The 12,513-nt window shown below is 56.1% G+C and carries 11 protein-coding genes; 3 read left to right on the forward strand and 8 right to left on the reverse strand.

Translation table 11 applies throughout. The features are described from left to right. Positions 1 to 182 precede the first annotated feature (182 nt). From AFERRID_RS14700 to AFERRID_RS14720, 5 genes are all read right to left on the reverse strand, one after another. Complete coding sequence (locus AFERRID_RS14700) at positions 183 to 446, reverse strand: hypothetical protein (protein WP_113525567.1); 264 nt, start codon at positions 444 to 446, stop codon at positions 183 to 185. A 112-nt stretch (positions 447 to 558) separates the two neighbouring features. Then, on the reverse strand, positions 559 to 2,064 hold the full coding sequence (gene dacB / locus AFERRID_RS14705) for a D-alanyl-D-alanine carboxypeptidase/D-alanyl-D-alanine endopeptidase (RefSeq protein WP_126605610.1): 1,506 nt from the start codon (positions 2,062 to 2,064) through the stop codon (positions 559 to 561). A gap of 44 nt (positions 2,065 to 2,108) precedes the next feature. Then, the gene (locus tag AFERRID_RS14710) at positions 2,109 to 3,335 is read right to left on the reverse strand and encodes an MFS transporter (RefSeq protein ID WP_113525565.1); all 1,227 of its coding nucleotides are present in this window, start codon (positions 3,333 to 3,335) and stop codon (positions 2,109 to 2,111) included. Positions 3,336 to 3,396: 61 nt separating this feature from the next. After that, a complete protein-coding gene (locus tag AFERRID_RS16120) occupies positions 3,397 to 3,897 on the reverse strand; it encodes a c-type cytochrome (protein WP_226828971.1) in 501 nt (166 codons plus the stop codon). A 74-nt stretch (positions 3,898 to 3,971) separates the two neighbouring features. Further along, positions 3,972 to 4,238 (reverse strand): hypothetical protein, encoded by a 267-nt coding sequence (locus tag AFERRID_RS14720; protein ID WP_113525564.1) that lies wholly within the window; start codon positions 4,236 to 4,238, stop codon positions 3,972 to 3,974. A 279-nt stretch (positions 4,239 to 4,517) separates the two neighbouring features. Here AFERRID_RS14720 and AFERRID_RS14725 point away from each other — a divergent pair, with 279 nt between their 5' ends. After that, entirely contained in the window at positions 4,518 to 5,642 is a 1,125-nt protein-coding gene (locus AFERRID_RS14725) for a fatty acid desaturase (RefSeq protein ID WP_113525563.1), read from the forward strand. Between the two features lie 55 nt (positions 5,643 to 5,697). Here AFERRID_RS14725 and AFERRID_RS14730 read toward each other — a convergent pair whose 3' ends face one another. From AFERRID_RS14730 to rfaD, 3 genes are read right to left on the reverse strand one after another with little or no spacing between them, the layout of a single operon-like run. Next, positions 5,698 to 6,102 (reverse strand): hypothetical protein, encoded by a 405-nt coding sequence (locus AFERRID_RS14730; RefSeq protein ID WP_113525562.1) that lies wholly within the window; start codon positions 6,100 to 6,102, stop codon positions 5,698 to 5,700. Between the two features lie 33 nt (positions 6,103 to 6,135). After that, complete coding sequence (locus AFERRID_RS14735) at positions 6,136 to 7,137, reverse strand: NAD-dependent epimerase (protein ID WP_113525561.1); 1,002 nt, start codon at positions 7,135 to 7,137, stop codon at positions 6,136 to 6,138. Beyond that, positions 7,137 to 8,126 (reverse strand): ADP-glyceromanno-heptose 6-epimerase, encoded by a 990-nt coding sequence (rfaD, locus tag AFERRID_RS14740; RefSeq protein ID WP_113525560.1) that lies wholly within the window; start codon positions 8,124 to 8,126, stop codon positions 7,137 to 7,139. Before rfaD ends, AFERRID_RS14735 begins: the two co-directional genes overlap by 1 nt. Positions 8,127 to 8,283: 157 nt before the next feature. Between rfaD and AFERRID_RS14745 the strand changes: the two genes are divergently transcribed. Both AFERRID_RS14745 and acs read left to right on the forward strand, forming a co-directional pair. Then, entirely contained in the window at positions 8,284 to 10,269 is a 1,986-nt protein-coding gene (locus tag AFERRID_RS14745; RefSeq protein ID WP_113525559.1) for a monovalent cation:proton antiporter family protein, read from the forward strand. Positions 10,270 to 10,364: 95 nt separating this feature from the next. After that, positions 10,365 to 12,332 (forward strand): acetate--CoA ligase, encoded by a 1,968-nt coding sequence (acs, locus tag AFERRID_RS14750; protein WP_126605611.1) that lies wholly within the window; start codon positions 10,365 to 10,367, stop codon positions 12,330 to 12,332. The last annotated feature ends 181 nt before the right edge of the window (positions 12,333 to 12,513 follow it).

Here is a 12,513-nt window from a genome sequence, read left to right on the forward strand (position 1 = left end):
GGGAATGCCTTGGGTCAACGCACCCAAGATTGTGCTCATCGCGTGACGATTTGCCGAGTTTAGCACGATTTATGGGGCTAGGATGCGGCGCGCGGAAGGGGAGAAGCGTACACACAAATTGCAGTGCATGCCTTACTAATCTTCGACTTGGCCAGACTGTCTCAGGATGCCTGAAAAGATAATCAACGATGGAGATTATCGAAAGGCGGACGTGGGCGGTGAATCTCCCGATAGTCCGTAACCACGATATCCGTATGCATTCCCTTGCGCATTTTTCGTCGCTGCCACCAGAGGAAAAGCATCCCACTGCCCGCGAGCATCGCCACCGCAATGACAGCGAAGATGGCAAAAAAGAATAGACCGACCAGCAGGACCATGCCCACCATCACCGCGAGCAGACGCACCCACCAAGGCCCCCGACTGCTGAATGATTGATAATAAGCCATTACGCTCCCTTTAAGCATTTCGGAATAACACCGTATCTTCAGACTTCAAAACGGCCCAAGAAGTTCACTTTACATAATAAGTATTATGCGAATTTGAACATGTGGAAACTTTCTACATAGTGTGGCCGCCCAGAGCAACACGCTGCACCAGGGCGTCCATTCGTCTGCGGATACGCTCTTCGGGCCCTCTGAAATGTTCCACCAAAATGGCAAACGCATATTGCCGGTGGCCGAGGTTATTCCGAATAAAACCAGCGAGGGACAACGCATCGCGCAGAGTACCCGTTTTGGCTTGCACCGTACCCGCAGGCAAAGCGCCCAGACGATGCCGGAGCGTTCCATCCTCGGCGCTGACCGGCAGCGAATCGCGCCAGGATTCCCCCCAGGGTTCCCGATAAGAGTGCATCAACATACGCACCAGATCTGCGGCGCTGAGGCGATTCTCACGAGATAATCCGCAGCCATCTATCAGTCGAGATTGGGTGTCCAGTATACCGTTCACAGAAAGCCAACGGTGCAAGCCCTGCATTGTCGATGCACGGCTTCCATCACCGCCGCGAGCCAGATCCGCATCCCGGAGCAGTACTTCTACATGGGTGTTTTCACTCACCTTGTTGGCCACCGCGATCTCCTCCACCAATGGCGGTGACTCGTGTTTAGCCAATAAGACATAGTGCGCATATTCCCCGGACTGCTTTGCACCGCGTTTGTTGTTCAATACTTGGATAGCATTACCTACAAGAATGCCCTTTTCCTCCAAAGCCTGTCGCAATGCTGCGGCGGCAAAATAGGCTGGATCTGGCTGCGCCAGCATGGCGGCGAAAATACCGCCATTGGCGGAAATCGCGCCAGTCAATAGATATCCGCTTCCAGATTTTTCCAAACGTACCAGACGAATGGGATCCTTCGCCGAAACTGTGATCACCGTGTTCCGAATGAGTCCTCCTGGGTTGGGGATAATCTCGGCGTTGGTGCGTACCCCCGCGGCCCGCCCCGGTTTGATTTGTACCGCGATCATGGCGTCGTTGAACATGAGTGCATGGATCGGTGCGCCATACCAATAGCGCTGATCCTGTTCCATCCAACCCGGCAGCGTGCCATCTGCGGGAAAGTACGTGGCATCCGCCAGAATACCCTCCGGAATTTGGCGAACACCCGCCGCCCATACTTGAGCGGCAAGCATGCGCATAGGGTACATGGGGTCATCTCGTACTGTTCTTCTGACAAACGGGAAGCGACGACTGGAAAGATCGGGGTCGCCACCACCCAGAAAAATCAAGGGCCCCTGCACTACGCCATCATCGATAGTCTGGGCTAGTATCCGAGTTTTCTGGCGAGATTCAGGCCCCAGTTCGTGCAGAATATACGCTGTGGTCAGCAGCTTTGCTGCGGACGCAGGCAGTTGTCCATGATCTGCCTGCACGCTCAGAGTGGGCCTGCCCTTTTGCATATCCTGAATCAGGATACTCCATTGGCCGTCGCCAAACTGGGGGTTTGCGTCCTTGTGGCCGGTAGCGGCGACAGCGGGTATAAGCCAGAAAAACGGCAACATCCCGACAAAAAAACGCCGCCATAGCCGACCTCCATCCCCTTTCCACTGCCGCCCATCCGAACGCATCGTACGCTCCAATTTCTACTTATATGAAACTATTAGACTTGTCCCTACATAGGGTCCGATCCCGACATGGACTCCTGACGATCTGTAAACAGGACCGCTGGCATGCGCAGCGCCAGCCACAAACTAGGTAGTGCCGCAGCAAACGCCAGTAGAAAGAATTCCACAAATCCCACTTGTGCTGCAAGAAAACCGCTGAATCCGCCGACAACCGTGGCTGCCACGGACATCAGGGCGGAGCCAATAGCAAAATGCGTTGCCTGGTAATCCCCCTGACAACGCTGCATAAGGAAGACCATCAAAACGGCAGTGCCGAGACCCGCCGCAGCCTGCTCAAAGGCCACTGTGACACCTACCCACCACACAGAGGGTGTCACCCAGGCCAGCCACGCATAGGCCGGAATCGCCAGGGATTGGATCAAAGTCAACGGCAGCAATGCATGGCGCAACCCCCAGCGGGATATGATGATACCGCCCAGCAAAGCGCCTCCGATAGTCGTCACCGTCCCTACTGTTCCGGTGAGAATGCCGCGCGCCACGAGGCCGTAGCCCAAATGACTGAGAAACGGAGTCACCATCGCCGCCATCATGGCGTCGCCCGCGCGAAAAAGCAGGATAAAGGCCAGTGCCCAAAGAATCCCTGGTTGCTGCATGTAGGTGGTGAAAGCTTCGCGCGCGGCGTGCCAATGGCGTCCTTTGTGGCTTGTGGACGGGGGCGATGGCGGCAGTGCGCGCTGATGAAAAGCCGCCAATCCCCATATCATCGCCGCCGCAGTTAAAAAACAGGCGATCCAGGATATCCACCCGGCGATAATAACCAGCACGCCGTTTCCAACCAGCATGGCAACCCGATAGGCTGCAACCCGCAATCCGGAAAAAGCCGCCTGATCGGATGGGCTAAGTGTCTGGATATAATACCCGTCTACGGACATATCATGGGTGGCCGACAGGAAGGCCATTAACATAAAAATTTTGGCGGCGAGGTCCAGATTCAGGTGCTGTGCCGGCCAGATCAGCAAAGCGGCCACGCCACCCAAGACGATTTCCATCACCACAAGCCAACGCTTTTTGTCCGCGAAAAGATCGATCAAGGGGCTCCAGAACAGTTTTAAATTCCAGGGAAGCCCGAAAAACGAGAGCAATCCGATAACCTGCAAGCTGGCGCCTGCATAGGTAAAAAACTGTACGGACACCTGTTGCACCAGCGAATAGGGCAACCCTTCCGCGTAATAGGTGCTGGAAATCCATCTGAATGTCTTAAATTTTTTCCGCAATGTTCATCCAGATATAAAAAACCCCCGCAAAGCGGGGGGTTAGACGACCAAAAGAAGTCCACTAATTAGATTTTGGGGGAGCGACAGGCCTTTGCGCTAACACCCATGAAACCAATTCCTCGGCTTCCACGGGAGTCACGCTCTGCGCCGGCATAGGCATGGAACCCCATACTCCGGACACGCCGTGCTCAATAGCGTACTTTAACGTTGCTACCGCCTTGGGATCGCGCTGATAGCGGTAGGCGACCCAAGCAAAAGCGGGCCCGAGGACTTTGGTATCTACCTGATGACAGGAGAAACAGCCCTTGGCTTCCGCCAGCGACCGCGCCGTGGTCAACACCTCAACAAGGTGCTTATCTCCTTTTCGCTCGTCAAGCCCAGGCGGCGCCACACTTCCACCATGCCCATCAGTCCGGGCAGTTCCAGAACTCTGCCTGCTGTCCGCCACCGGACTGCCCGTAGAACTACCAACCTGCGCAGTAGCAGATCCGTCCTTCCTGGCACAAGCGGTGGCGAGACTGATGACGCCGACTAGCATCAGAAAACGCACAACTGGCTTCATACCAAACTCACCAATGTAGCGCGCTCCCGATGTCCAGCTTTGAACGAGCCCGTATAGACCTGTGGAGTGCCGAATCAGCTCGCGGAAGAAGTGTCGCTGCTGGTAGCGCTGGCACTAGGTGCTGCGGATTCCATTGGTGCCATGGCGCTGCTGCCGGTATTGTCGGTGGCCGCAGGAGCGGCAGACTCGGTGGTGGTGGTCGCCGGGGCAGCAGACTCAGTGGCGCTGCTGCTAGATGCAGTAGTGGACTCTTCCTTCTTGGCGCAAGCTGAGGCAAGCGCGATGGCGCCTGCAACAAGAATGATCCGGGCAACAGGCTTGATCTTGGCAATATCCAACATGTTTTAACTCTCCTTACGTAGGTTTTACAGGATGACCGCGTCAGTAGCTAAATGGTATAGCGCAAATGACTTCATAATGGTAGCACTAATTTCCCTTGTGCCAAACAGTTCCCAGCACCCTACCGGCAGAGGAGAAGATCAGCATCGTACACCCTCGACGGTACCCGGCAGGTACGGCATGGTTTGCTTCGCCCCCGGATTCTATAATCCGGTTGTATAACAGGATATGCGGGTATACTATAATGCGGTGAACATGGATTTGCCAAGGAGTACATTGCTATGCCACTTACCTCTTCCCATGCTGACTTCGAGGCATTGCGCCCCGTCAAGCTGCAAACCATCCGGGACGTGATTCGGCCGGAACGCTACCAGCGATCAACAGGCATCGCCCTCGCGTGGTACATGTTTGACGCAATTTTCTACCTCTCCGCCATCACCGGCGCCCTTCTCGCTGGGCCTTGGTGGCTCAAGCTGTTATTTGGACTCCTTGCGGGGTCGGCGGTGGCATCCATGTTCGTCTGGGCACACGACGCAGCGCACGGCGCCCTCTTCCAGAGCAAGCGCACTGCCGAAATCCTGGGCACCATTTTCATGCTGCCGTCGCTGAACATGTACCGCCTCTGGGCCTTTGGGCACAATCGGGTGCATCATGGCTTTACCAGCCTGAGCACCATCGACTGGGTATGGCGCCCCTGGACTCCGCAGGAGTACAGAAGCAAAACGGTCTGGCAGAAGATGATCTATCGGTTGGAACGCAGCCCTTATACTTGCGCGCTGCACTACTTGTTGCGGATCTGGTGGCCGGGCATGGTCCGTTTCAAAGTAGACGCCAAAAACAAAGATCGTTGGCCATTTTTCTATAGCAAGATGATAACGCTGGTGTTTTTTATAAGTTTTTCCGCGTTGGCATACTGGATATCCGGTCCAATGGGCATCATAGCCGCCGTTATACTGCCTTTCCTGGTATTCAACTATTACATCGCGCTGTTTGTCTTTCTCCACCACACGCACCCCAACGTGCCATTTTTCTCGGAAAAAGAGGAATGGAGCCAGAGTATTGGCCAGCTTTATTGCAGCATAATCGTCCGTTGCTCCAAGGTCAGCGAGTACCTGATCCATAACATCCTGATCCACACACCGCACCACGTTGACCCACGGATACCCTTCTATCGCCTGAAGGGGGCTTACGAAGATTTACGTGCGGAGTACGGCCAGTACATTCATGAAACGCGTTTCGGCTTTTTTGAGATTCGGCGTATCTTCAAGGAATGCAAGTTATATGACTACGAGGGAAAATCCTGGTTGAGTTTCCGGTCCAGCCGTAGCTGGATCGAAGAGAAGGCCGCTGACATCGCCGCCTCCGCGACCTCCTCCGTATATCAGCCTGGAAAAACCGCACACTGAATAGGACGCCCTTGATGGCGTGTCTTGGTTCTGTGTGCTGGTCGACACCTCCCGGTTATAGCTCGTCTTCCGAGCGTTCCGGGAGGTGTTTTTCCTGTACCGGAGACGGTGTATGAAGTGCCTGGAGGTGCAGGATTTTCATAAGTCGTTCCACCAATGGGTATAAAAGCACTGCAGATACCGCCAGGTAGACCACCCCTGAGTATAAGGCATAGGCGCTGGCGAAGAGTTTCGCGCCGGTACCATGCAAACTGGCAACGGGCCCCATACCGCTCAGAATCATGCTCGCATTGAGCAGGCTATTGATCCAGTCGATATGCGCCAACAGATGATAGCCCAGCATGCCCATTCCCAGTGAAAGCAGCATAAAACCCAGGGCAGCACCGGCATAGCGTAATTGTCGCCACAAAAACTCCGTCCGGCTAAGCAGGTGCAGTGGTTGATGCGCGCGTCTATTCATGGAGCTACCCCGGTTTCTAAAAATGTCGGGCTGTCAGCCGTAGTACTGGCGATACCAGGTTACAAAGCGCTGGAGGCCTGCCCGTAAAGGGGTGTCCGGGGCAAATCCCACGCTCTCCTGTAACGCGGTAACGTCGGCATAGGTAGCCACCACGTCACCATCCTGCATGGGAAGCCATTCAATTTGCGCGGACTTACCGAGGCACTCCTCCAGAATGTGGATAAAGTCCGTGAGTGCAACGGGTGTGTGGTTGCCGATATTCTGAATGCAGAAGGGGGCGGCACTGCTTGCAGGGTCTTCCGGCCAGATATCCTGCGCTTCTGGCGCATGTGGAATGAGCCGCGCCACCCCTTCGATGACGTCATCAATATAAGTGTAATCGCGCTGCATCTGGCCGTGGTTGAATACGGGGATGGGCTGCCCGGCCAGGATTTTCTGCGTAAAACTGAAATAGGCCATATCGGGACGCCCCCAAGGGCCATAGACTGTAAAAAACCGCAATCCAGTACTGGGAATACCATAAAGATGAGCGTAGCTGTGCGCCATGAGCTCACCCGCTCGCTTGGTGGCCGCATAAAGGCTGACCGGATGATCTACCGGGTCGTGGACACTGTAAGGCAAACGATTGTTGGCACCGTACACCGAACTGGAAGAAGCGAAAAGCAGATGACCGACACCTTGCGCCCGGCAGCCCTCCAGCACATTCAGAAAACCAACGACATTACTGTCCACGTAACTGTGCGGTGCTTTCAGGGAGTGCCGCACCCCTGCCTGAGCCGCGAGGTTGACGACGGCATCAAAGTGGGGGCCTGCGAAAAGCGTCTGCATACCCTCGCGATCGGCCAGATCCAGAGGTTGAAACTGGAAGGCTGGGTGTCCCTCCAGTTGCGCCAGACGGCCGCGTTTCAGGCCGGGATCGTAGTAATCATTGAGGTTGTCTATCGCGCTGACAACCCATCCATCGGCCAACAGACGACGCGCCAGATGAAAACCCACAAAACCCGCAGCGCCGGTAATTAGTATTCTGCCTTCCATCAGGTCGCCCGTTCCGTGAGCCATTGCACATAGCGATCCACCCCCTGTCCCACAGTCAGAAAGGGTTTGTCATATCCTGCATCACGCAGTTTGCTGATTTCCGCCTGGGTGAAGCTCTGGTACTTACCATTCAGGGCTTCGGGCATGTTGACATAACGAATGGTCTGCGTTTTCTGCAGTGCGGGCAAGGTTAGTGTCGCGCGGTTTGCACGGCGCTCCAGGCTATTGATGACGGCGACCGCCATCTCGTTGAAACTCTGCGCCTGTCCTGTGCCTACATTGTAAATTCCGCTGTGCGGGTGATCCAGGAAATGCATATTGACGGAAACCACATCGTCTATATATATGAAATCACGCCGTTGTTCACCATCGGCATAGCTGCCAGACCCGGCAAACAGGCGAACATGGTTGTCCAGCCGATATTGGTTATAAAAATGCAGCGCTACTGAGGCCATGCGGTTTTTGTGAAACTCGCGTGGACCGTAGACGTTAAAGTAACGAAAGCCATGTACCGGCGCCCGCAAATCCGTCCAGATCTGCCGGAGATACTGGTCGAACTGAAATTTGCTGAATCCGTAGATGTTGAGGGGCGATTCGGCGTAGCGCTCCTCGACAAAGATACCAGTCATACCGTAGACCGAGGCACTGGAGGCGTATAGGAACGGAACGTCATGATGTTGGCACCAATGCAGCAGTATTTTGCTGAAAGTGAAGTTGTTTTCCATAACATAACGGCCATCCGTCGCCATCGTATCGGAGCATGCGCCTTCATGGAAAACGGCGTCGACACCCTTCAGATGCTTGTTCTCTATCAGCCGAAGAAAAGCCTCTGCCTCCATGTAGTCGGCAATTTCCAGATCGGTGAGATTGAGAAACTTGTCGGCGCGGCTCAGATGGTCGACGACGAGAATATCCGTAATGCCCCGTTGATTGAGGGCCTGCACGAGATTGGCGCCGATAAAACCGGCCCCGCCAGTGACGATATACATGCGTACTCCTCCTTTTGCGGCTATGATAACAGAAAGCAGGCACCTTCCTATAAGGTGCCATCACCCTGCTCTTTCCCCAGGCTCACACCTGCCCTATTCCTGCTGCAAAAATCAGATAGTGCCCTATAGACGGGCACTGCCATGTCCGAGGAGGAACATGCAAGACCATGGCCTGTTGACGATCATCCTGCTTTTGGCTACCGGAGTGCTGCTGGTTGGCTTTCTGCGCCACCTGCGTCTGCCGGCAGTCTTTGCATATCTTTTGACAGGTGTCATTCTGGGTCCGCACGCCCTGGCCGTAGTGCCCGATCTTGCCAGCACCCGACAGCTTGCCGCCTTCGGGGTGGTTTTTCTGATGTTTACCATCGGCTTGGAATTCAGTCTAGCGCAGTTCCTGAGTATGCGCCGTCTGGTATTTGGCATGGGACTGGCGCAGGTCGTTCTGACCAGTCTGGTCTTTGTCGGCATCGCGTTGCTCATCCCGCTTTCCTGGAAGACGGGGGTAATCCTCGGTGGAATTTTGGCCATGTCGTCCACTGCCATGGTGGTGCGGGCGCTAGCCGAAAAAATGGAAATACAGACCCGGCATGGACGTATCGCCGTAAGTGTGCTGCTGTTCCAGGATCTCGCCGTAGTCCCGTTACTGATTCTGATCCCCGCGCTTGCCGGTTCGACCGACGATCTGGCAGATGACCTCGCCATGGCCGGACTGAAGGCGGTGCTGGTACTGTTGGTCCTGCTGGTGGTCGGGCGGCCGGTGATGCGACCCTGGTTTCAGCTCGTGGCCAATCGAAAGTCGACAGAGCTGTTCATGCTCAACGTGTTACTGGTGACCCTCGGGCTCGCGTGGATTACCGAACAGGCGGGGCTATCGCTGGCACTGGGTGCTTTTGTAGCGGGGATGCTGATTTCCGAGACGGCTTACCGCTACCAGGTGGAAGCGGATATCGCGCCTTTTCGCGATATTTTGCTGGGTCTTTTTTTCGTTACCATTGGCATGCTCGTGGATTTGCCGGCGTGGTGGGCGAATCTGGGCTGGGTCATCGTCGTGCTGGCCATGATTCTACTGCTCAAGGGCGCGCTGGTCTGGGGGCTCGCACGTCTTTTCGGTTATGAGTCGGGCGTGGCGTTGCGCTCAGCCATTGTACTGGCTCAGGCGGGTGAGTTTGGTTTCGTGTTGCTGGCGTTAGCCAACCAGTACCAATTGTTACCTGCCCATGTGCTGCAACCGGTTCTCGGCGGCATGCTCCTGTCCATGATGCTCGCACCTGTTCTGGTGGAGCGTAATGGATGGTTGACCCGTCAAATGGTGGGCAGCTATCGCCACCATCGTGATCAGCAACTGGCGGATATCCGTTCGGCAAATTTGCAGGCTCATGTTGTGCTCTGCGGCTATGGGCGGGTAGGACAGAGTGTGGGGCGGGTTCTGGAAGAAGAGGGTATCCCCTTTGTGGCGCTCGATCTGGACCCGGTACGGGTGCGCCAGGCGCAGTCGGCGGGCGAGTCCATTTTTTATGGCGACGCCAGTCGTCGCGATGTGTTGCAGGCGGCAGGCATTTTTTCTGCACGGGCTGTAGTCATTACGTATGCGAACGTTACCTCTAGCCAGAGGGTCCTGTCCATTATCAAGGAACTACGCCCGGACTTGCCAGTCGTCGTGCGGGCCCACGACGACAGCCAGTTGGAGAGACTGGAGGCCGCCGGCGCTGATGAGGTCGTGCCGGAAGTAACCGAAGGCGCTCTGATGCTGGCCTCACAGGCCTTGTTGCTGATCGGTTTCCCAATCAGCACGGTGCTGCGTCGAGTGCGACGTTTCCGGCAAGAGCGTTATCAGTTCTTCCGGGGAGCGTTCTGGGGGAGTTCCGAACCCGGTGAAGACCAGGGTTCGGCGCGGCTGGCTTCCATTGCGCTAGGTGAAACCGCTTTTGCCCTCCATCTCAGCCTGCGCGAGCTGAACCTCACCAGTTTTGGAGTGGTCGTAGTGGCCGTACGACGCCACGGAATCCGCGGACGTGAACCGTCTCCCGATACGGTGCTGCAACCTGGGGACGTGCTGGTGTTATTTGGGACGCCTGCGGCACTTACCCAAGCTGAACTCTACGTGCTGGAAGGCAATATAGTACAGGAAGCAGCGGCGGTGTAAGGTTTTGGGCACGGTGGAGTGGCAACAATGTGTGTGCGGTGCTATGTTTGCGAACGCCTGTTCAACCGTATAAACCACTTCACCAGGTACTTTTTATGCCGACATCTATAGACTCTGCCTTATCCGAAACACGATCCTTCCCTGTTCCCGCCCATTTTGCCGATCAGGCCAATATGGATGCCGAAACCTTCGCTCGCCTAACCCGGCAAGCGACAGAAAACCCCGAGAGTTTTTGGGGGGATCTAGCGCGTCAACATCTGGACTGGGATGTCCCGTTTCAGCGTGTGCTGGAAGTGGATCAGGCACCCTTCTATCGCTGGTTCGGCGATGGTCAACTCAATGTAGCGTACAACTGCGTGGATCGGCACTTGCAGGGTGCCACACGCCATAAAGCAGCATTGATATGGGAGGGCGAGGATGGCAGTGTGCGGACCGTGACCTACGCACAACTGCATCGGGAAATCAGCCTTTTTGCCAATGCGCTCAAACATCAGGGGGTGCAAAAGGGGGATCGGGTCGCGATCTACATGCCCATGGTGCCGGAAGCGATCGTCGCCATGCTTGCCTGCGCGCGGATTGGGGCAATCCATACCGTGGTATTTGGCGGATTCTCGGCGGAGGCCCTCAAGGACCGTCTGGAGGACACGGATGCCAAGGTGCTGATCACCGCCGATGGAGCCTGGCGTGCAGGAAAGGTGGTGCCACTCAAACGCCATGCGGATCAGGCTCTGCTGCGCGAGCATGAACATTCCGTACGGCACGTCATTGTCCTGCGCCGTACCGGGGCGGATATCGACATGCAGGAGGGCCGCGATATCTGGTGGGAGGATGCTGTCGCCGACGTGAGTGCCGACTGCCCTGCCCTGCCCATACAGGCTGAGGATACGCTCTTCATTCTTTACACCTCGGGTAGTACTGGCAAACCCAAGGGCGTATTCCACAGCAGTGCAGGCTATCTGCTCTGGGCTATGCTCACCACTCGCTGGGTATTCGATATCAAGCCGGAAGATGTGTATTGGTGCACCGCCGACATCGGCTGGATCACCGGCCACAGCTACGTCGTCTACGGTCCGCTGGCCAACGGTGCCACCGTCTTCCTTTACGAAGGGGCGCCCATGCATCCGCAACCGGATCGGTTCTGGAAAATGATCGCACGGCATGGCGTGAGTATTCTCTATACCGCCCCTACGGCGGTACGTGCCTTCATGAAAATGGGCGATGAATGGCCGCAGCGCCATGACCTCTCCAGTCTGCGGCTTCTGGGTTCGGTGGGTGAACCCATGAATCCGGAGGCCTGGATGTGGTATTACAAACATATTGGCGGTGAGCGCTGCCCGGTAGCCGATACTTGGTGGCAAACGGAAACCGGGGGGCACATGATCGCGCCGTTGCCTGGCGTGACAGCCAATAAACCAGGTTCTTGCGCCCTACCCCTCCCCGGCATCAGCGCGCGCATTGTGAATGACCATGGTGCTCCCATCACCGCCCCCAATGCCGGTGGCTATCTGGTCATTGATCGGCCGTGGCCAGGCATGCTGCGCGGCGTCTGGGGTAATCCGGAGCGCTATGTGGAGAGTTACTGGGCCAGGTTTGATAATCGCTACTACATTGCCGGAGATAGTGCGCGCCGCGACGCGGATGGTTATTTCTGGGTGATGGGGCGTATCGATGACGTGCTCAATGTTTCCGGGCACCGTCTGGGTACGGCGGAGGTGGAATCCGCATTGGTGGCGCACCCTGCGGTCTCGGAAGCAGCGATCGTTGGAATTCCGCACGAAATCAAAGGAGAGGCTATTTGTGCTTTTGTTGTACTGAAACATCAGCATCAGGGTGACGATCGTGATGAACTGGGTGCGGCGCTACGCGCGCAGGTGACCGAACTGATCGGTGCGATCGCCCGACCCGACGATATCCGTTTCACCGACGCTCTGCCCAAAACCCGTTCCGGCAAAATCATGCGCCGCCTGTTGCGCTCCATTGCCCGTGGTGAAGAGGTCACCCAAGACATGAGCACGCTGGAAGACGAGGACACCTTGCAGAACCTGGGTACCGTAAAGCGATAATAAGCACTTCTGCGCACTGCGTGCGCTGTGTCATTAGGGTGCCATCTTGCTCCGGCAGAGCCCACCTTGCGTATCCTGGTAACCACAGGGAAGTCTGGCGCGCCGGCTGACGTATCCCTGTGGCGCAGAACCTGTCACAGTTCTACGCCGGTATCATCGGCCACACCACCACTATTTCGCG

Origin of the sequence: Acidithiobacillus ferridurans, from assembly GCF_003966655.1 — a bacterium.
Taxonomy (GTDB): domain Bacteria; phylum Pseudomonadota; class Gammaproteobacteria; order Acidithiobacillales; family Acidithiobacillaceae; genus Acidithiobacillus; species Acidithiobacillus ferridurans.

Coding starts and splice junctions, on each gene's coding strand:
- AFERRID_RS14725 (WP_113525563.1), top strand. CDS start 4,518: ATGCCACTTACCTCTTCCCATGCTGACTTCGAGGCATTGCGCCCCGTC.
- rfaD (WP_113525560.1), bottom strand. CDS start 8,126: ATGTATATCGTCACTGGCGGGGCCGGTTTTATCGGCGCCAATCTCGTG.
- dacB (WP_126605610.1), bottom strand. CDS start 2,064: ATGCGTTCGGATGGGCGGCAGTGGAAAGGGGATGGAGGTCGGCTATGG.
- AFERRID_RS14700 (WP_113525567.1), bottom strand. CDS start 446: ATGGCTTATTATCAATCATTCAGCAGTCGGGGGCCTTGGTGGGTGCGT.
- AFERRID_RS14720 (WP_113525564.1), bottom strand. CDS start 4,238: ATGTTGGATATTGCCAAGATCAAGCCTGTTGCCCGGATCATTCTTGTT.
- acs (WP_126605611.1), top strand. CDS start 10,365: ATGCCGACATCTATAGACTCTGCCTTATCCGAAACACGATCCTTCCCT.
- AFERRID_RS16120 (WP_226828971.1), bottom strand. CDS start 3,897: ATGAAGCCAGTTGTGCGTTTTCTGATGCTAGTCGGCGTCATCAGTCTC.
- AFERRID_RS14735 (WP_113525561.1), bottom strand. CDS start 7,137: ATGGAAGGCAGAATACTAATTACCGGCGCTGCGGGTTTTGTGGGTTTT.
- AFERRID_RS14745 (WP_113525559.1), top strand. CDS start 8,284: ATGCAAGACCATGGCCTGTTGACGATCATCCTGCTTTTGGCTACCGGA.
- AFERRID_RS14730 (WP_113525562.1), bottom strand. CDS start 6,102: ATGAATAGACGCGCGCATCAACCACTGCACCTGCTTAGCCGGACGGAG.